The sequence below is a fragment of the Nocardia sp. NPDC005825 genome (genome assembly GCF_040630175.1).
In the GTDB taxonomy this organism is placed as follows: Bacteria; Actinomycetota; Actinomycetes; order Mycobacteriales; family Mycobacteriaceae; genus Nocardia.
On sequence record NZ_JBEXXC010000008.1, the window covers coordinates 102,251 to 119,769 of the forward strand.

Annotated in this window: 18 protein-coding genes; 8 read left to right on the top strand and 10 right to left on the bottom strand. The window is 64.7% G+C overall.

What is annotated here, in order from left to right; genetic code table 11:
• Positions 1 to 2: 2 nt before the first annotated feature.
• Positions 3 to 1,031 carry a serine hydrolase domain-containing protein gene (locus ABZ382_RS22000; RefSeq protein WP_357091589.1) on the bottom strand — a complete coding sequence of 343 codons (1,029 nt, stop codon included), beginning with the start codon at positions 1,029 to 1,031 and terminating at the stop codon, positions 3 to 5.
• Between the two features lie 514 nt (positions 1,032 to 1,545).
• On the opposite strand from ABZ382_RS22000, the gene ABZ382_RS22005 reads away from it, so the two are divergent.
• Genes ABZ382_RS22005 through ABZ382_RS22015 form a run of 3 tightly spaced genes read left to right on the top strand, consistent with a single transcriptional unit; the run spans position 1,546 to position 3,464 of the window.
• On the top strand, positions 1,546 to 2,469 hold the full coding sequence (locus tag ABZ382_RS22005; RefSeq protein ID WP_357091592.1) for a helix-turn-helix domain-containing protein: 924 nt from the start codon (positions 1,546 to 1,548) through the stop codon (positions 2,467 to 2,469).
• A 1-nt stretch (position 2,470) separates the two neighbouring features.
• On the top strand, positions 2,471 to 3,004 hold the full coding sequence (locus ABZ382_RS22010; protein ID WP_357091595.1) for a dihydrofolate reductase family protein: 534 nt from the start codon (positions 2,471 to 2,473) through the stop codon (positions 3,002 to 3,004).
• Between the two features lie 55 nt (positions 3,005 to 3,059).
• Positions 3,060 to 3,464, top strand: coding sequence for a DUF732 domain-containing protein (locus ABZ382_RS22015; protein ID WP_357091598.1), 405 nt, complete (start codon positions 3,060 to 3,062; stop codon positions 3,462 to 3,464).
• A gap of 205 nt (positions 3,465 to 3,669) precedes the next feature.
• On the opposite strand, the gene ychF is transcribed toward ABZ382_RS22015, so the two are convergent.
• On the bottom strand, positions 3,670 to 4,749 hold the full coding sequence (gene ychF, locus ABZ382_RS22020) for a redox-regulated ATPase YchF (protein ID WP_357091601.1): 1,080 nt from the start codon (positions 4,747 to 4,749) through the stop codon (positions 3,670 to 3,672).
• 261 nt (positions 4,750 to 5,010) lie between these two features.
• Here ychF and ABZ382_RS22025 point away from each other — a divergent pair, with 261 nt between their 5' ends.
• Positions 5,011 to 7,230 carry an NACHT domain-containing protein gene (locus tag ABZ382_RS22025; protein ID WP_357091604.1) on the top strand — a complete coding sequence of 740 codons (2,220 nt, stop codon included), beginning with the start codon at positions 5,011 to 5,013 and terminating at the stop codon, positions 7,228 to 7,230.
• A 45-nt stretch (positions 7,231 to 7,275) separates the two neighbouring features.
• Here the strand turns inward: ABZ382_RS22025 and ABZ382_RS22030 are convergent, their stop codons facing one another.
• On the bottom strand, positions 7,276 to 7,905 hold the full coding sequence (locus ABZ382_RS22030; protein ID WP_357091607.1) for a TIGR03086 family metal-binding protein: 630 nt from the start codon (positions 7,903 to 7,905) through the stop codon (positions 7,276 to 7,278).
• A 101-nt stretch (positions 7,906 to 8,006) separates the two neighbouring features.
• Here ABZ382_RS22030 and ABZ382_RS22035 point away from each other — a divergent pair, with 101 nt between their 5' ends.
• On the top strand, positions 8,007 to 8,954 hold the full coding sequence (locus ABZ382_RS22035) for a transcriptional regulator (protein ID WP_357091610.1): 948 nt from the start codon (positions 8,007 to 8,009) through the stop codon (positions 8,952 to 8,954).
• A 3-nt stretch (positions 8,955 to 8,957) separates the two neighbouring features.
• Here the strand turns inward: ABZ382_RS22035 and ABZ382_RS22040 are convergent, their stop codons facing one another.
• Positions 8,958 to 9,752 (bottom strand): family 43 glycosylhydrolase, encoded by a 795-nt coding sequence (locus ABZ382_RS22040; protein WP_357091613.1) that lies wholly within the window; start codon positions 9,750 to 9,752, stop codon positions 8,958 to 8,960.
• A gap of 186 nt (positions 9,753 to 9,938) precedes the next feature.
• Entirely contained in the window at positions 9,939 to 11,261 is a 1,323-nt protein-coding gene (locus ABZ382_RS22045; protein WP_357091616.1) for an MFS transporter, read from the bottom strand.
• Between the two features lie 193 nt (positions 11,262 to 11,454).
• Here ABZ382_RS22045 and ABZ382_RS22050 point away from each other — a divergent pair, with 193 nt between their 5' ends.
• Positions 11,455 to 11,946 carry an HIT domain-containing protein gene (locus tag ABZ382_RS22050; protein WP_357091619.1) on the top strand — a complete coding sequence of 164 codons (492 nt, stop codon included), beginning with the start codon at positions 11,455 to 11,457 and terminating at the stop codon, positions 11,944 to 11,946.
• Between the two features lie 162 nt (positions 11,947 to 12,108).
• Here the strand turns inward: ABZ382_RS22050 and ABZ382_RS22055 are convergent, their stop codons facing one another.
• Together ABZ382_RS22055 and ABZ382_RS22060 are read right to left on the bottom strand one after the other, a co-directional pair.
• Positions 12,109 to 12,285 carry a hypothetical protein gene (locus ABZ382_RS22055; protein ID WP_357091621.1) on the bottom strand — a complete coding sequence of 59 codons (177 nt, stop codon included), beginning with the start codon at positions 12,283 to 12,285 and terminating at the stop codon, positions 12,109 to 12,111.
• Complete coding sequence (locus tag ABZ382_RS22060; protein ID WP_357091624.1) at positions 12,258 to 12,893, bottom strand: hypothetical protein; 636 nt, start codon at positions 12,891 to 12,893, stop codon at positions 12,258 to 12,260. Before ABZ382_RS22060 ends, ABZ382_RS22055 begins: the two co-directional genes overlap by 28 nt.
• A gap of 95 nt (positions 12,894 to 12,988) precedes the next feature.
• Between ABZ382_RS22060 and ABZ382_RS22065 the strand changes: the two genes are divergently transcribed.
• Positions 12,989 to 13,648, top strand: coding sequence for a DUF6304 family protein (locus ABZ382_RS22065; protein ID WP_357091626.1), 660 nt, complete (start codon positions 12,989 to 12,991; stop codon positions 13,646 to 13,648).
• A gap of 217 nt (positions 13,649 to 13,865) precedes the next feature.
• On the top strand, positions 13,866 to 14,273 hold the full coding sequence (locus ABZ382_RS22070; RefSeq protein WP_357091629.1) for a hypothetical protein: 408 nt from the start codon (positions 13,866 to 13,868) through the stop codon (positions 14,271 to 14,273).
• Positions 14,274 to 14,275: 2 nt separating this feature from the next.
• On the opposite strand, the gene ABZ382_RS22075 is transcribed toward ABZ382_RS22070, so the two are convergent.
• Genes ABZ382_RS22075 through ABZ382_RS22085 form a run of 3 tightly spaced genes read right to left on the bottom strand, consistent with a single transcriptional unit; the run spans position 14,276 to position 17,345 of the window.
• Complete coding sequence (locus ABZ382_RS22075) at positions 14,276 to 15,100, bottom strand: carbohydrate ABC transporter permease (RefSeq protein ID WP_357091632.1); 825 nt, start codon at positions 15,098 to 15,100, stop codon at positions 14,276 to 14,278.
• Complete coding sequence (locus ABZ382_RS22080) at positions 15,097 to 15,975, bottom strand: sugar ABC transporter permease (RefSeq protein WP_357092346.1); 879 nt, start codon at positions 15,973 to 15,975, stop codon at positions 15,097 to 15,099. Before ABZ382_RS22080 ends, ABZ382_RS22075 begins: the two co-directional genes overlap by 4 nt.
• Before the next feature lie 14 nt (positions 15,976 to 15,989).
• Positions 15,990 to 17,345: a sugar ABC transporter substrate-binding protein gene (locus ABZ382_RS22085; protein WP_357091635.1), complete on the bottom strand. Its 1,356-nt coding sequence runs from the start codon at positions 17,343 to 17,345 to the stop codon at positions 15,990 to 15,992.
• Positions 17,346 to 17,519: the final 174 nt, after the last annotated feature.

Consider the following 17,519-nt stretch of genomic DNA (forward strand, 5'->3'; position numbering starts at 1 on the left):
ACCTAGTTGTTTCCCGTACGGCACAACGCGTGGTCGACGAGGGCCATGGCGGTGTTTTCCTGGGCGATCTGGTGGGCTTCGGTGTCTTGCAGGAGGGTGGACATGGACACCACGACGCTGCGAGTGCCGTCGTCGGTGACGCCGTCTCTGGTTTTGTAGCCGGGGATGTCGCCGCCGTGCATCCAATACCGTCCACCGCAGGACAATTCGATCGAGAACAGGCCCAGGCCGTAGCGGGCACCGGGGAAGATCGATTTGACCTCGGAGTCGGTGTCGACGGTCTTCTTCATTTCAGCGAGTTGTTCGGGCTTCAAGAGTTTGCCGCCGAGCAATGCCCGGAAGAAGGTGTTGAGGTCGGCTGTGGTGGTGATCAGCGCGCCCGCGGAGGCGGCGAACAGGCCGATCCGGTTTTCGGTGGTGTCGACCAATCCGCCTGTGGGCCATTGCGTGTATCCGATGGCGTGCGGGGCGGGGATCGTGACCGTGTTGCCGGGGTAGCTGGTGTGTTCGAGGCCGAGAGGGGTGATGATCCTGTTGCGGACTTCCTCGTACCACGGTGTGCCGGTGACTTTGTCGATGATCATGCCCGCCAGCAGGTAGCCGGTGTTGCTGTAGCGCCAGCCGGTTCCGGGGGCGAAGGTCGGCGGACTCTGGACAGCGGTGGCCACCACCTGTTCGGGCGGGGTCGGGACATCGAGGGCATAGCGGTGGTAGTCCTCCGGGGAGGCCAGCTGGTACGGATTCGGGTACTCCAGTCCGCTGGTGTGGTTGAGTAGTTGGCGCACCGTGATCCTCGTGCCGTCGTTGCCGTTACCGCGCACCACGCCCGGCAACCACTTCTCGACCGTGTCATCAAGGCTGAGTTTGCCCTCACCGACCAGCTGCAGCAGCACGGTAGCGGTGAATGTCTTGGTAGCGCTGGCGGTCCGGAAATACCCATCGCCCGAGACCGGACTCCGACTCGCGGTATCGGCGACACCACTGGTCACCACCGTGTTACCGCCGTCGGCGGCGACCAGCCTTGCCTGCACACCCGTAATCCCGATGTCACGAATCGCGTCGGCATCGCGCTGGAGCGTGGTTCTATCGACAGCGGTGGCCGATGTCGTCGTCGCGCTCGGTGCTGAGATGGCGGGCCGGTCGGGTTGGCAGGCGGTCGTGACGAGAGCCGCGACGAGTATCGGCCCGGCGGCACCAAACATCTTCGTTTTCAACGGATTCCCTTCGGACAATCGGGCGGTTACAGCACCACCACGGTAGAAATCCGCACCGCCGCGCTCCATCCCGCCAGCATCCGAATCGCCACTACGGCCACCGCCCGGTGGGAGGTAGTGCCAGCACTACCAACCCGCCTGGTAACCCGACAAGAACGACACGCTGTGTAGCCGACCAGGCAGGGAGTAATGCCGCTGACCGCTGATCCGTCGCTGCCGGAACGCGTCATTTTGCAGTGTGAGTACGGCCTGAACCCGTGGCCGAGGTGGAGTCGGAGGCTGAGCAAGATCGGTCAAGCGGGTTTCGGGGCCGCGTTGGCAGACTCGTCGTGTGGCCAAGACCGGACGAGATCGACTACGCGAACTGCTCGACGCGGTGCTGGACGAGAACAACACCACGCTCGGTGCGATGGCGGCTGATGCCTTCGTTACGCCGTTCCATTTCACCCGGCAGTTCTCGCGCGGTACCGGCGAGCCGCCGGTGGCGCTGAAGCGGCGGGTGCTGCTGGAGCGGGCGGCGTGGGAGCTGTCGACGGGTAAGTCGGTGACCGACGTCGCGTACGCGGCCGGGTACGACTCGGTGGAGGGCTTCAGCCGCGCGTTCAGCGCCGCCTTCGGGCATCCGCCGAGCCTGACTCCCGCGGACGAGCGCCGACGGTGGTTGCCGACGAGCAATGGCATCCACTTTCACCCGCCCATGTCGCTGTGGGTGACGAGTGCGCCGAAAGAACAGGCCGGGCTGGATCCCACGACCGTGCTGATCCATCACGATATCGACGACACCCGCGAACTCCTCAGTGTGGCAGGGCAACTCGACGAATCGCAGTACCAGCGGGTGCGATTTCCGGGCCTGCTGGTGGAGTCGTTCCGGGGGCCCGAGGAATCCATTGCCACCGTGCTCGCCCATCTCATCGAGTCGAAGGAGGTGTGGCTGGCCGCGATCGACGGCGAGGACATCCCGACGGCCGCCGACGACGCTCTCCCGGAATTGGTGAAACGCCATGAGCGCGTTGCGGTTCGGTGGCTGGATACCATCCGCGATCTCACCCGGCGTGGCGGGTGGGACGACACTCTGATCGATGCGCTGTGCGAGCCGCCGCAGAGCTTCGTCGTCGGCAGCGTAATCGCCCACGTCCTCAGCTACTCCATCCACCGCCGGTATCTCGTACGGCATTGGCTGCGAACCGAGTTGTCCGTCGCCGGAACCGAAATCGTCGACGGCGATCCCATCGAATGGCTACACCAGAGAGGATGACGTGACCTTCAAGACCGTCTACCACACCGCTACAAGCCTGGACGGCTTCCTGGCGACCCCCGACCACAACCTGGATTGGCTGCTGTCTCGACAGGTCGACTGGGACGGCCCGCTGGGACTGAACCGGTTCGCGGCTGGTGCGGGCGCGATCGCCATGGGCGCCAGCACCTATCAATGGATCAATGAGAATTCCACCGAGCCCTGGCCTTACAACATGCCGACCTGGGTGTTCACCCATCGCGAGTTCCCGGCCTTCGACGACGGCCGCGACGTCCGATTGACCTCGGAGCTGGTGGAGGTCGTACACAAGGAGATGGCCGCGGCCGCCGACGGCAAAGACCTCTGGCTGATGGGCGGCGGCGAGCTGGTCGGCCAATTCGCCGATCAGGGATTGCTGGACGAAATCATCGTCTCCATCGCCCCCGTCACGCTGGGCGCGGGCGCACCCCTGCTCCCCCGCCGTCTCGAACTGAAGACCACGGAAGTCGCCCATAACGGCGAATTCGCCTGCGTACGTTACTCGGTCGTGCGCTGACGCCCCACCATCCCATTTCATCGCGGCAAGTTCGGCGACCTCAATTACGATCGTCGTGGCGATCACCGGGTCGCGCAGTTGTTCCACGATTGGAATCGTCTTGCTCTTCGCGAAGATCGCTACGGGGCTCGCCGCCGCGGCCGCCGCTGTTCTGTTCGCCGCCCCCGCCTCGGCATTGCCGTCGGCAGAGCTTCGGCCGGTCGCGGGCCCCCACAACTACGGCCCGTTACAGGACGCGCATTTCGGGTTCCTGCTCATCCAGCGGGATGGCATTCAGGTACTTCCCGACATCATCTCGGATTTCCCGGGCATCTCCGAGGGTGGCCGTGCCGTCTGCGATCTGCTCGCGGGCGGCCTATCGAAGCACAGTCTGGCCGAGTTCTTGAGCGAAGAGCCAGGCGAGTTCGGCTCGGCGATGGCCTTCGTGAACGCCGCCGAGACTGCCTATTGCCCCGGCTGATGCCGGTGCATGGCTGGCCCGCCCTGAACGTTCACCTCGTCCTCGCCGGCTCTCGCGACGCACTCTATTGCCGCATACCGCGCTGACCGAACCGGCCACCGCGGACAGCCATCGACACAGCTGAGTCCCGCCCGGAACACCGGGCGGGGCTCAATGAGTCTGTGCGCGTGGCGGTTTGCCTGCGGACCACGCGTCCGAGGGGGGACTAAACGTTGAAGCGGAATTCCACCACGTCGCCGTCGGCCATGACATAGTCCTTGCCTTCGATGCGGACCTTGCCCGCGGCCTTGGCCGCCGCCATGGAACCCGCGTCGACGAGGTCGTTGAAGGCGACGATTTCGGCCTTGATGAAGCCGCGTTCGAAGTCGGTGTGGATGACGCCTGCCGCCTTGGGTGCGGTGTCGCCCTGGTGGATGGTCCAGGCCCGGGATTCCTTGGGGCCTGCGGTCAGGTAGGTCTGGAGGCCGAGGGTGTGGAAGCCGGCGCGGGCCAGGGCGTGCAGGCCGGGCTCGGACTGGCCGATGGACTCGAGGAGTTCGAGGGCGGACTCGTCGTCGAGTTCGATGAGTTCGGACTCGATCTTGGCGTCGAGGAAGACGGCGTCGGCGGGGGCGACGGCGGCCTTGAGTTCGGCCTTCTTCGCCTCGTCGGTCAGGACCGATTCGTCGGCGTTGAAGACGTAGAGGAACGGCTTGATGGTGAGCAGGGAGAGTTCCTTGAGGAGCTCCACATCCAGCTCATTCTGCGCGGCGAACAAAGTGCGGCCGCCGTCCAGGATTTCCTGCGCCTGCTTGGCGGCATCGGCGACCGGCTTGCGGTCCTTCTTGATGCGGGCTTCCTTGTCGAGGCGCACGACCGCCTTCTCCAAGGTCTGCATATCGGCGAGGATCAGCTCGGTTTCGATGACCTCGATATCGGCGAAGGGATCGACCTTGCCGTCGACGTGCACCACGTCGTCGTCGGCGAACACACGCACGACCTGGCAGATGGCGTCGGCCTCACGGATATTGGCCAGGAACTTGTTGCCCAGGCCCTCGCCCACGGACGCGCCCTTGACGATGCCCGCGATATCGACGAACGTCACGACGGCGGGGAGCTGGCGCTCGGAACCGAAGATCTCGGCGAGCGTGGCCAGCCTCGGGTCGGGCAGCGGCACCACGCCGGTGTTCGGCTCGATGGTGGCGAACGGGTAGTTCGCGGCCAGCACGTCATTGCGCGTCAGAGCGTTGAACAGCGTCGACTTTCCGACGTTGGGCAGGCCGACGATTCCGAGGGTGAGACTCACGAGAGCAGGAGTCTACCCGGACGCTCTCCCTTCGCCGTCACCCCGTCGGACCCAAACAACTTAGAACCGACCGTTCCGCCCATTTATTGGCACGCACGAATACCGCCACGGGACACAAGCAGACGAGTAGGCTTTCTCCATCTGATCTCAGCACCGGGGGCGACGATGCAAATCTCGGACGAAGATCCACGCGAATTCGAGGTAAGGGCACTCGGAATAGCTCGGGCGATTCACAACCCAACTGGTCTCCAGGGTTCCATCATGCATCGCGGAAGCGAACGCGATGGAGTGTTCATCACCGACGACGCCATTCATGCCTATGAATTCACAATCAGCAAGAAGAAGGAGAAGGCAAAGGGGGACGCAGAAAAGATCGCGCAACTCCTGACAGATCTTGGAAAGATCCCGGAGAACAAGTTCAAGGCGCGCACCGGGTGGTTCGTCACACGAGAAGAACCGACTGCCGATCAACGAGGAGCGGTCCAGGATGTATCCCGCAAGTTCGGCGGAACAATACATGCCGTAAGCATTTCGGTGTTACAGAGCCGCCTGTGCAATTCAGAAGACTATCTACGCTGCCGCAGCAATGCGCCGTTCGGCAGCATTTCGTCGTACCGAACAGACTCCGGGTCACCGGAGATCAACGTCAAGGTCTGCTACTTCGATGCCGCCAACAATCGAATGGAAACGCCCGAGCTGGCGACGAAACTGATCGACGGATTTCGCTCGGTGGTAGTCGGCGACTTCGGTGTCGGGAAGAGTCACGCGCTCCGCGAACTGTACATGGACCTCCGGGACAAACATATCCGGAGCAAACGAGCGACTCCGTTCCCGGTTCACATAAACCTTCGGGACTGCGCAGGACTCAAGACGCCGGCTGAGATCCTTCGACGCCACTCGGAGGAGGTCGGTTTCGGCAGCGAACGAAATCTGATATCCGCGTGGCGCGCCGGGTCCTGCATCCTTCTTCTCGATGGATTCGACGAAGTGGTTCCGTCGCGATGGCTGGGCGGAGCGTCCGACCTCAAAGATGTCCGAAGGAAGGCTCTGTTTCCGATTCGCCGACTGGTCGAGGAGACACCAGCGGGCACCGGGGTCGTGGTATGCGGACGCCCACAATACTTCTCCTCATACGTCGAGATGCCGGACGCGCTGGGGTTCCACCCGGATACGGGCATCCTCAAGATCGACAACTTCACCGACGAACAACTCTCCGAGTACCTGAGCGCCGCGAAGGTCGAGGACTGGGCTGTGCCCGAATGGATACCGACGCGACCGCTGCTCATCGGCTACCTCGTCCGACGCCGGGATTTCGCCGATTTCGACTCGTCGGAGCAGCTCAGCGCGGCAGTGGCCTGGAGGGGATTCTTCGACGCGATCTGCCAGCGGGAAGCGGGCGGATTGACCGCTGTACGCCCCGCCGTCATCAAATCGATCATCTCCAGAGTCGCGACTCTCGCCAAATCCCAAGGCGATGAGACGACGCCCATGGGCATGGATGTCATGCGAAAGGCCTTCATCGAGATCTACAACAGGCAACCCGACGAAGAAGGAAATCTTCTCCTGATGCGTCTACCCGGGCTTGCAATCGCAGGGGAGAACGACTCAGATACTCGAGTCTTCGTCGACCGCGACCTGGCTGACACCGCGTATGGCGAGGATCTTGCCGCACACCTTATTAATCCGTTTGCCGAGCATCCCTTGTCGATGGCCGCATCCTGGGTGACATCAGCGAGCGATCTCAGTATCGAGGTTGCAGCCAGCGCTATCGAAAGCAGAGAAAAGACCACTGAGGGCAACAACAAGACATCCGCGAGATCCGTGCTGGCCTCCGCCAAAAGACGACAGGATCAGGGCAATTTCGATGCAGTATTGGCGGATACACTCCGAGTAGTTTCCACATTGGGGTCGAACGATATTCCGGAGAAGTCCCTCGACAGCTTTATCATCGAAGGCGTCTGGTTTCATGACCTTCAGATGACCAGCGATAAGCTGAGTAAACGACTTTCGTACCAAGACTGCGTAATTCAGGTGCTGGACATTTCGACCACCGAAGAAGGCGCCGATGTACCCCATTTCAGCAAATGCATCATCGGATTCCTGGACGGAGCTTCATCACTGCCCGAGTGGCTCGAAAGTTACTTTTCCAAATGCAGTATCGAGCAATTCTCTCAGCAATCGTCCACTACCGCCGGGATCTTGCAACTGAGCATCGACCCTACCGATCGAGTCGCACTGACGATCTTGAAAAAGATCTACAACCAGCGCGGGTCCGGCCGCCGAGAGAGCGCGCTCACCCGGGGATTGGACCAGGCGAGCCGCAATCTCGTCCCGCACGCTCTGAGCAAGCTGATATCGGAAGGGTGGATCCACAAGACAACCAGCGGCGGAAACACCCTGTATCTCCCGGTCAAAGGCCGGAGGGCGAGTGCACGGCGTGCATTGGAGAAGCCGAACGAGTTCGAGTTGTCGCCTCACTGACGGGAGTAGTGGAGGCGCGCCGACGGCCTGCCTCCACTACCGATGTCAGGCGCGCGGGGTGCGGCCGAGGTAGGCGAGCAGTTCGGCGACGACGGGGCTGTCGGTCGCGGGGGCGTCGGTGACGACGGGGGCGAAGACGCCGTAGTCGCGCAGCGGCTCGATGAGGCCGCGGGAGGCGGTGAGCAGGTGGGCGGCCAGCTCGTCGGTGAGGGGCGAGGGCTGGCCGGTGCCGATGGCGATGTCCCAGGCGTGGACGGCGGCGTCGAGGGCGCACATGACGGCGGCGACCGGGGTGGGGAGTTCGCCGTGCGGGAGGGGGGTGGGGACGGTTTCGGTGCCGTCGGTGACGGTGGCCCAGGCGGTGGCGGTGGGTTCGATTGCGGCGGAGACCAGTTCGGTGGCGGCGCCGTCGATGCTGCCGGACGGCTCGAAGGGGTTGTAGGCGGGGCCGTCGCCGATGCCGAGGAACTTGGCGTAGGCCAGTTGGTCGCCCGCGGCGTGCTGGACCACCTGGGTGACCGTCCAGTCGGAGCAAGGGGTGGGGTTGCCCCACTGGTCCGGGGCGACTCCGGCGACGACGTCGGCGAGCGCCTGGTGGGAGGCGGCGAGCACGTCACGCCAGACCGGGGCGAGGGTGGCGGCGGGCGAGTTGTCGGTCTGCGGGTTCGCGTTCATTGTTCTTGCCTCTCAGGTCGTTTCGATCCGTTGAGATAAAGATATGACCCGATTAGGCTAGATTTCTTCCTAATTACCAGAGCCGAGTGAAGGGATTCGGTGTGACCTCCCCCACAACCCGGTTGCTCCGCCTGTTGACGCTCCTCCAGGAAGGCGCCCATACCGGTCGTGACCTGGCCGAACGCATGAACGTCACCGACCGCACCCTGCGTCAGGACGTCGCTCGACTCCGCGATCTCGGGTACCCCGTGCACGCCGCCCGCGGGCCGGTCGGCGGTTACCGGCTCGGCCAGGGAGCCACCATGCCCCCGCTGCTGCTCGATGACGACGAGGCCGTCGCGGTGGCCGTCGCCATGAACGTGGCCGCCGACGGCAGCACCGGGATCACCGATATCCAGGCCAATCTCGAACGCGCCCAATCGAAACTGGACCGCATCCTCCCGAAACGGCTGCAGCGGAAGGTCGCCGCCCTGCGCACGGTGACCGATATCGGCCCGGCCGTCACCGGCTCCCGGGAGCCGGACGCCCCCGTGCCCGCCGAAACGCTCGCCACCCTGGCGACCGCCATCCGCGGCGCCACGACCCTCCACGCCGATGGTGCGGAGTTGGAGCCCTACCGGCTGATCAGCTGGCAGCGCCGCTGGTATCTGGTCGCCTACAGCCTCGCCACCCATGCCTGGCAGGCGCTGCCCGTTGCGTCGATGTCCGAGATCCAGCCCGGCACACGCCATTTCGCCGCACGAGCGCTCCCCGACCCCGACCTCGTCGCCTTCGTGCTGCGCGAAATAGCCTCCACCGGTTGGCAGGTCCACGCTCGCGTCACGGTGCTGGAACCCGCCGAGACGGTCATCGCCCGAATCAACCCGACGGTCGGTGTGGTGGAGCCGCTCGACGACTCCTCCTGCCTGCTGCTGACCGGGGCCGACCGCTTGGAGACGATCGCCATCTACCTCAGCATGCTGATGATGGACTTCCGCGTCACCGAGCCGCCGGAACTCGTCGCACATCTGCGGACTCTCGCCCGCCGCTATGCGGCCGCCACGGAGTGAGGGTCACCGCGCGATCGTCCGCTCGGACAGCACCGTGAAATGACGGACCGTTCCCGACAGTTCCGGTAGCTCGACGGGTGCCGTCCAGGTGCGGAATCCGTCGAAACTGTCGCTGTAGAAGTACTTTGCTTCGGTGTACGCGTCGAAGTAGATCCGATGGCCGCCGCTCGGCAGTGCGACCACGCACTGTCCTTCCCGGGGCGCGCCCCATCCGGCCCAGTCGCCGAGGCCGATGAACCGGTACGGCCCGAGCGGATGCGGGGCGACCGCGAGCTCGATGAACTTGGTGGACTCGTTCTTGGCGAACGCGTAGTAGCTCCCGTTGTTCGCCACGATGGTGGTGTCGATGAAGCCGAGGTGACCGGGCTGCTGCGGTCCGATTCCGATCAGCGGAATCGGCGGGCTCCAGATCGGGCGCGCCGGGTCGGACGCGATCATCAGGTAGGGGGTGAATCCGTGGCCCTGCGAGATGGAGACGAGCACACCGACGAAGCCGGACATGTGGGTGAACCACTTTGGCGCCCAGGCGGCTTCGGCCTTCGGCACCGGCACTGGGTAGTCGGACAGGTGGGTCCAGTTGATCCGGTCGGTACTGCGCGCGAATCCGATCGTGTGGCCGTCTCCGGCGGTGGTGTACGTGATGTAGTACGACCCATCGGTATGTCTCAGCAGACTGGGGTCTCGAACCAGCCCGGCCGGCGGCCGATAGGCGTTCGCTCCGAGTAGCTCGAAGTTGGTCGCGTCCTCGGATTCGTAGACATACAGCTCGGAATCACTGCTGTTGGTGAACGCGGTCATCGTGTACCGGGTCCCCGCCGCCGCCCGCGCTACCGCCGGCCGCGCCCCGACCCCGGCTCCGAGCGAGAACAAGGCGATCGAAGCCAGTACGGATCGACGATTCCAGCGGATCATGTCCATCCACCGGATTATTCAAGGCCCGATTGCCGACACGTAGCCGCCGCGCCGCGAAACGCGCGATCGCGGTCACCTTTCCATCGCGGGTACGAGCTCGGCTTCGGGAATCTCGGTGCCGTGCAGCGAGGTTCCCGCGGTTTCGCGGAGGAACGCGCAGGCGACCAGTCCGACGAGAGAAGCCGCGACCATATAGCCCGCCGGGAACAGCGACCAACCGGTGTGTTCGATGACGGCCTCGTTCACCAGCGGCGCGGTACCGCCGAACAGCGCGGTGGACACGTTGTAACCCAAGGCGAATCCGGCGTACCGGACGTGAGTCGGGAAAATCGCCGGGAAAGTGGAGCTGATCGTCGACAGCTGCGGCACATACAACAGTCCGAGCACCACGAATCCGATGACAGCCCAGACGGTTCCACGCCCCATCAGCCAATACATGGGTATGGCGGCGACCGCGAGCCCGACCAGCGAGACCAGCCACATCGGACGCCGGCCGACCCGATCCGAGAGCCGGCCGAAGAACGGCAGCGACACCATCATCACCAGCTGGCCGATCAACATCATGGCGGTGGTGGTGGATTCACCCAGGCCGATGGTCCGCTGCAGGTAGGTGGGCTGGTACGTGAGCAGCGTGTAGTTCACTACGTTGAGGGCCACGACCAGGCCGATCAAGGTGAGTAGTTCACGCCGGTAGGTGGTGAGCACCGCGCGCAGCCCGCCCGGCGGGGTCTCCTCCTCGGACAGCTCGGTGAACACTGGCGACTCGTCCAGCCTGCCGCGCAGGTACCAGCCGGTCAGGCCCAGCGGCACGGCCAACAGGAAGGGAATGCGCCAGCCGCCCGCGTACATGGCGTCCGAGCCGAGGGCCAGCTGACAGGCCAGCACGACCGCCGAACCGCCGACGAATCCGGCGAGGGTGCCGAACTCGAGGAAGCTGCCCAGGAATCCGCGGCGGCGATCCTCCGCGCATTCGGCAAGATACGTTGCGGCGCCGCCGTATTCGCCGCCCGTGGAGAAGCCCTGCACGACGCGCAGCAGAATCAGGAGAATCGGCGCGAACACCCCGGCCACAGCATGAGTCGGCAGCAGACCGATGGCCCCGGTAGCCGCCGACATGATCAGAATCGTGGTCGCCAGCACGGCTTTCCGCCCGATCCGATCCCCCAGCGGCCCCCACACCATGCCGCCCAGCGGCCGCAGCAGGAACGAGACCGCGAACCCCAGCATGGTCCCCAGCGTCCCCAGCGATCCCGGGAAGAAAGCGGACGTGAGATACCCGGCCGTGGCCGCATACACCCCGTAGTCGAACCACTCGGTGGCATTGCCCATGGCACTCGCGGCAACCGACCTCCGCAACGGAAGCCCGGCGTTGCTCGATTCCGTCTTCTCTCGCATGTAACAAACCGATACCCACGCTAACCGTCCGCAAACCGCGACGACCTCGAAAGCCCTTTCGCCGACCACCGCCACCAGCGTCTAAACCCGAACGTGATCGTTCCCATAACACCGATCGATTTCCTCAACCGCGAGCGCCGATTCCGCTCTCGAGGAATGATCGACAGACGATTCGTCCTTGCTCGGAGGGGAAATGAGCGACGAAATCAGCGACACACCTATCGACTACCGCACGGATTCGCTCGGCGCCGCCCGCCAAGGCACCAGCCCGACAGTCCTCACACGCATGCGAACCGGCTGGGCGGTAATCGGTTCCACCCAACACCTCCCCGGCTACTGCCTCCTGATCCATGACGGCCAGGCCGATCAACTCACCGAACTCCCCCGCGCTGACCGCCTGACCTTCATGCACGACCTGATCATCCTCGGCGAAGCGGTCGAAACAGCTTGTCGCGCAGCGGACCCCGACTTCTGGCGCATCAATTACGAAGTCCTCGGCAATAGTTGGCACCACCTCCACGCCCATGTCCACGCCCGCTACCGCTGGGAACCGGACCAACTCCGCAGGGGCCCCGTCCACCTCTACGGAGCGGTCCGCAACGCCCCCGAACACCTCCTCGGCCCCCAGCACGACTCTCTACGACAGGCCATCACGAAAGCGTTGAATGACATCCTGACTAGTTAGAATTCCCCACTCGCCGCTGCGTCTCCGGACAGCGCGAGAGCACGGATGCGAACCAGGCGGTCCCCTACCTCGCGAAGTGCCGTGTTGACTGTCGCCTCCACGGTGGCGGTACCCAGTATCTCGGCGGCGATCGCCAGAGCCTCTGCATCGATCTCGATCGGATCACCCACGGTGACAACGCCGAATCTCGGCAAGCCGATGGCTGGTCACTTCCGCCAGTAGCGCTTCTTTCCCGGCGGCAACGGCTTCGTCGCCGCCTGCCCGTTCGACGAACTCCCTGCGAATATCGCGCCATCGCGAATACCCGTTCATCAGAAACCCCTCCATTTCCTCCGCCATGACCGACAACCCCGACGTTCCGGACCGACCGCGAGGTCCGTCACCGCGAACCCATGTCGGCAGGCGCGTCGGGCGGAATGATCCAAACGAGCATAGGTTTCCTCCGGGCCCGCTGTACCTGTCACCGCTGTTCTGCCAGGTGTCCCACACGGATTCGACCCGCGCGGCGAGAACCGCCAATTCGATCGCAATAGGGCACCACGCCAGGCGCGGTCGTCTCGTTCCGAGTAGCAGACTGTGCCGGTGAAGCTCTTTCGCTTGTCGCCGGGCTTGATGAACGTCGGTGGGAGGGAGCCGCTATCGAAGGCACGCTCGACTTCTCCCAAGGTCGCGGTCCACACCCTTCGCCGGAGGAACTCGGTCAGGGAGGCGGGATAGTCGTCGGGTTCGGGCACCGGGATGGCCAGCTGGCGCATGGCTCCGTGCATCGCGTCCATGTCGCCGGCGATGAACACGTCCGGGCCCAACGGCAGCTGCCGACGGTGGATCCGCTTGATCGTGTAGTACTGCACTGGAATCCCGCAGCGCTTCAGCCCCAGCTCCAGCAACATCTCCTCGTGCCGCATCGGTCCCTTACCGGAGTACTGGAGGAACGCGGTGGCGAACATCCGTCGATCTTGCCCTACTGCGGCGGCTGCATTCCTTCGCGAAAGCAACCGGCTGTCAGACCTACAGCAGGACAATTGGATTCGTGAAGGATCGAATGCCACCGTGGGCGTTTCCCGGCAGCTATGAGGACGCGCGCGGGCGTGAGGTGATCAGGTGGCGGATCGAGCCGTATGAGGTGGCGGGGTGGGCAGGAGGGTACGAGATCTCGACGGTGGTTCGGGGGATACCGCTGAGTGGGGGTGACCTCGACTGTATCGAGCCGGATCCGCCGGATCCGCGGGCACGGGAGGTGCTGTCGTTGGAGGATCGGTTCGACGCGCTGACACGATGCAGGCTCAGCGGCGAGGTGCCGTGCACTGTCGTGGTTTCGGGCATCAGGAGAGTGGAGGCCATCCGGTTCACGTTGGATCTCATGCCGGAACCGCAGCGCGACAAGCTGCATCTCAGCTTGGCGCTGGATGGCGCGGAGTACGAGACCGATTGCGACGCTTTCGAAGCCGGACTACAGCAACTGATCACGGCGTTGCCGCAGGGCACATCGCTGGCGTGCTGCTTCACCTGCCTGTATGCCGACTACTCCCCGGTGAGCGGACCGATCATGGGGATGCGGTGTTATCGCGAAGCCAAGGACCAGTATCTGGCCGTCAGGACCAAACATGACATCTGGAGTGTCCCGGCGACCGAAGCCGTGCCCGAGACCTATCTATGCCCGCAGTACCAGGTCCGCATCCCCGGCACCGGTTACCGCGGCTGATGCACCGTCCGACGTGTGGAGGGCATGGAGGCGGGGATCGAATGTCGGCCTGACCAGGGGATCCGCGATGGAGACGCCGTAGGGGCGGCGTCTGGCGCCGGTCGGCCGATTCGGCGATACGAGACCGATAGGTCGGAATAGAATCAATGGGCGCATGGTCCCCGCAGTGAAGCAAGTTCCCGGTCGAGTGCTCAGTCAATTCGTCTAGGAGGAGCTCATGGCGACATGTTCAGGAATCTGCGGAATCGAAATCACGTGCCCTGACGGCTGCGGCGTTCTCTGCACCAGCGATTGTGAGGATTGCACCCAGTGGTGCGAGCCGACGACCGTCGAGACCGCCGGGGTTGCGCTTCCGGTCGGTGTCCTGACGCGCGTAGGCAAACCCGGCGGCAACGTGCATGTTCATGTGGGGGCGGTCGACTATGACGAACCGCGGCACCCTGCCGATACGCAGTTCAAGATTCAGTTTCACGACATTTCGAACGAGGGGCTGGCTCGGTTGCTCAGCACCATGTCACCCCACAGCGTGAAAGCGCCGACATCGATTGCGGCGGAACGGCAGTCCGGCAGCGGGTCGGGAACCATCGCTGAGCTCGCCGCGCAATTCTCGCTCGTGGTCGAGTGAGGTCAGCGGCCGCCGAGGCCGGAGAGGGCTATGCCTCGGACGAAGGCTCGTTGGGCCAAGGCGTAGATGAGGAGGAGGGGGAGGAGGATGACGGTGGCGGCGGCCATGAGGAGGGGCCAGTTGGTGGAGTATTGGCCTTGGAGGCGGACTAGGCCGAGGGTGGCGGTGGCGTAGTCGTTGCGTTGGATCATGATCAGGGGCCAGAGGAAGTCGTTCCAGACCGTGATCCAGGTCAGGACCGCGAGGACCATGACGGCGGGTTTGGTGTGTGGGAGGAGGACTCGCCAGTAGGTTTGCCAGGGGGTGCAGCCGTCGAGGGTGGCGGCTTCCTCCAGTTCTACTGGGAGGGTTCGGAAGAACTGGCGCATGAGGTAGGTGCCGAAAGCGCTGCCGAAGAGGCCGGGGACGATCATGGACCAGGGGGTGTCCATCCAGCCGAAGGCGCGCATCAGCAGGAATTGGGGGATGACGGTGACGGTCAGCGGGACCATGAGGGTGGCCAGGTAGCCGAGGAAGAGGGCCTCGCGGCCGGGGAACTCCAGGCGGGCGAAGGCGTAACCGGCCAGGGAGCAGAAGAAGACTTGGCCGACTGTCACGCAGGCCGCGTAGACGACGGTGTTCAGGAGCATGTGGCCGAGCGGGATGGAGGCGAAAGCCTCTCGGTAGTTGGACCATTGGGGGTGGGACGGCAGCGGGGCGGCGTCGGTCAGTTCGCCGTCGGACTTCAGGGAGGCCGAGATGGACCAGAGGATCGGGGTGAGGGCGCACCAGGCCACGGCGATCAAGGCCAGGTAGCTGAGGACGGCTGCGGTCAGACGGCGTTTCATCGGTCCACCTCGGCGCGACGAGACAACCACTGCTGGATGAGGGTGAAAGCCAGCAGGATCGCGAAGATTATCCAGGCCAGAGCCGACGCGTAGCCGACTTCGTAGAAGCGGAAGGCGTTCTGGAACAGCATGATTCCCAGAACATAGGTGCCGGTTTCGGGACCGCCGTTGCTGCCGGTCAGCGCGTACGCCTGGTCGAAGGCCTGGACGGAGTTGATGACCGTGATGACGAGGACGAACGACAGCGCGCCTCGGATCAGCGGAATGGTGATGGAGACGAACCGCCGGAAACCACCGGCGCCGTCGATCTTCGCTGCCTCGTAGAGGTTTTCGGGGACGCCCTGAATGGCGGCCAGCAGAATCACCGTCGCGAAGGGCACCGACTTCCACACCGTGACCAGGCTCAACGACACCATGGCCCAGTGCGGGTCGGTCAACCACGGGATCGGACCAACGCCGATCCAGCCCAGCAGGATATTGGCGAGGCCGTCATCACTGGCGAAGATGAAGCGGAAGACCACCGCCATCGCCACGGTCGACGCCACCAACGGCAGGAACGCGATGGTGCGGAAGACCCCGATGGCCCGCAGCTTCCGATTCAGCAGCGCGGCCACGGCCAGGCTGATCACCACCGTCGGCACCAGCGTCAGCACTGTGAACACCGCCGTATTCCGCAGCGCGATATAGAACAGCGGATCCTCGGAGAACAACCGCCGGTAATTCGCCACCCCCACGAACCGCGGCGGACTGAACAGATCCCACGAGTGAAAACTCAGATACAGCGAGAACCCCAGCGGGAACAGCATGAACACCAGGATCGCGGCCACATTCGGCGCTACGAACAACTTCCCGGCCCGCGCCCGCCGCCGATCCAGCTCCGATCCCCGTCTCATACCGCCGCCCGCAACAACTGGTCGATATCGGAAGACGTCTGCCCGCCCAGCGATTCCGCCGTCGCCGCACCCCGCAACACCCGATTGCAGCCCCGCTCGAGCAGCGCTTCCACCTTGCCCCACAAGGGCGTGACCGCCAGCGGACGAGAATTCTCCGGCCCCTCGGTGAAGACCTCCAGATTCCGAACCCCCGGATGCGCCGCCGCGAAGCCCGGCGATCGCATGGCCGACCGCAATACCGGCACGAACAGACCCGATTCGGCGATGATGGCCTGCCCTTCCGGCCCGGTCGCGAATTTCACGAACTCCCACGCCTGTTCCCGCCGCGGACTGCTCGCCGCGATGGCCAGCCCGGTGCTGCCGATATCGGTGATCGCCCCCGGTCCCCCGTGCGGCCCGACCGGCAACACCGTCACATCGAAGTCCAGCCCGTCCCGGTCGGTGAACTCCGAGTACAGCCAGTGCCCGCCCATGAGCATGGCGGCCTTCCCGCTGCGGAACAGGTCCTGGGCCGAAACGGACTGCCGGTCACCGACACTGGGCGCGACCCGGTGCCGCACCGCGAGATCGGCATAGAACTGGAGTCCGGCCGCGAACCGCGGATCCCCCAGATTCGTGTGGTCCGGCCGCACCGGCGGGCTGAACCATTCGGTGCCGTTGTTCACCCCGAAGCAGGCCGCCGAGAAGTACGGCACCCACGCGTCCACGAAACCCCATTGGCGAGTGCGCCCGTCGGCGTCCCGATGGGTGAGCGTCCGCGCGGCCGCGAGGAACTCGTCGAAGCTCCACGCCTCCGACCAGCGCACCGGCGGCTGGATCCCGGCCTCGGCGAACAGCTTCCGGTTGTAGTAGAGGAACACCCCGGACCATTGCTCCGGCAGCGCGTACTGCCCGCCGCCCCAGACGAACGTGTCGCACAGCGTGGCGTACCCGTCGGCCCGCAGCCGCGCCGCGTAATCCGGTTCCCGATCCAGGAATTCACGCAGGTCGGCCAGGACCCCGCGATCCGCGAGCCCCGCGTACAGCAGTTCCCACGCCATCAGCACGTCCGGGCATTTGCCGCCCGCGCAGTAGGTGAGCATCTGCTGCAACGGATCCGGCCCGGACATGATGGTGCGGATCCGGATATCGGGTCGCCGCCGCTGGAATTCGTCGATGATCCGCAGCCGGGTCCGCGCCTCCTCGGGTCGCGCCTGGAAGAAGAAGGTGACCGCGTCGTCGTCCCCGCCCGCGCAGCCGCCGGCGGCGAGCAGTGCACCGGCCGCGGCCGAGCGCAGCAGGGTCCGCCGGTCGAAACCGCCGCGCGCGCCGCCGATCTCCCGCGCGCCGGACGGGCCGAGGTGCTGCGGCATCGCGTCTCCTCCGGTCGCGGACGGCGGGTCATGACTCGGGCGACGGGGCGGCCGGAAGGATATATCCGTGAACTAAACGAACTAATGCCACCACCGTGACGTAGATCTCGAACCAGCATGGCAGCATACGGGGAGCTACCCGCGACACGTCGAAAACACGCGAACTCGCGGGCA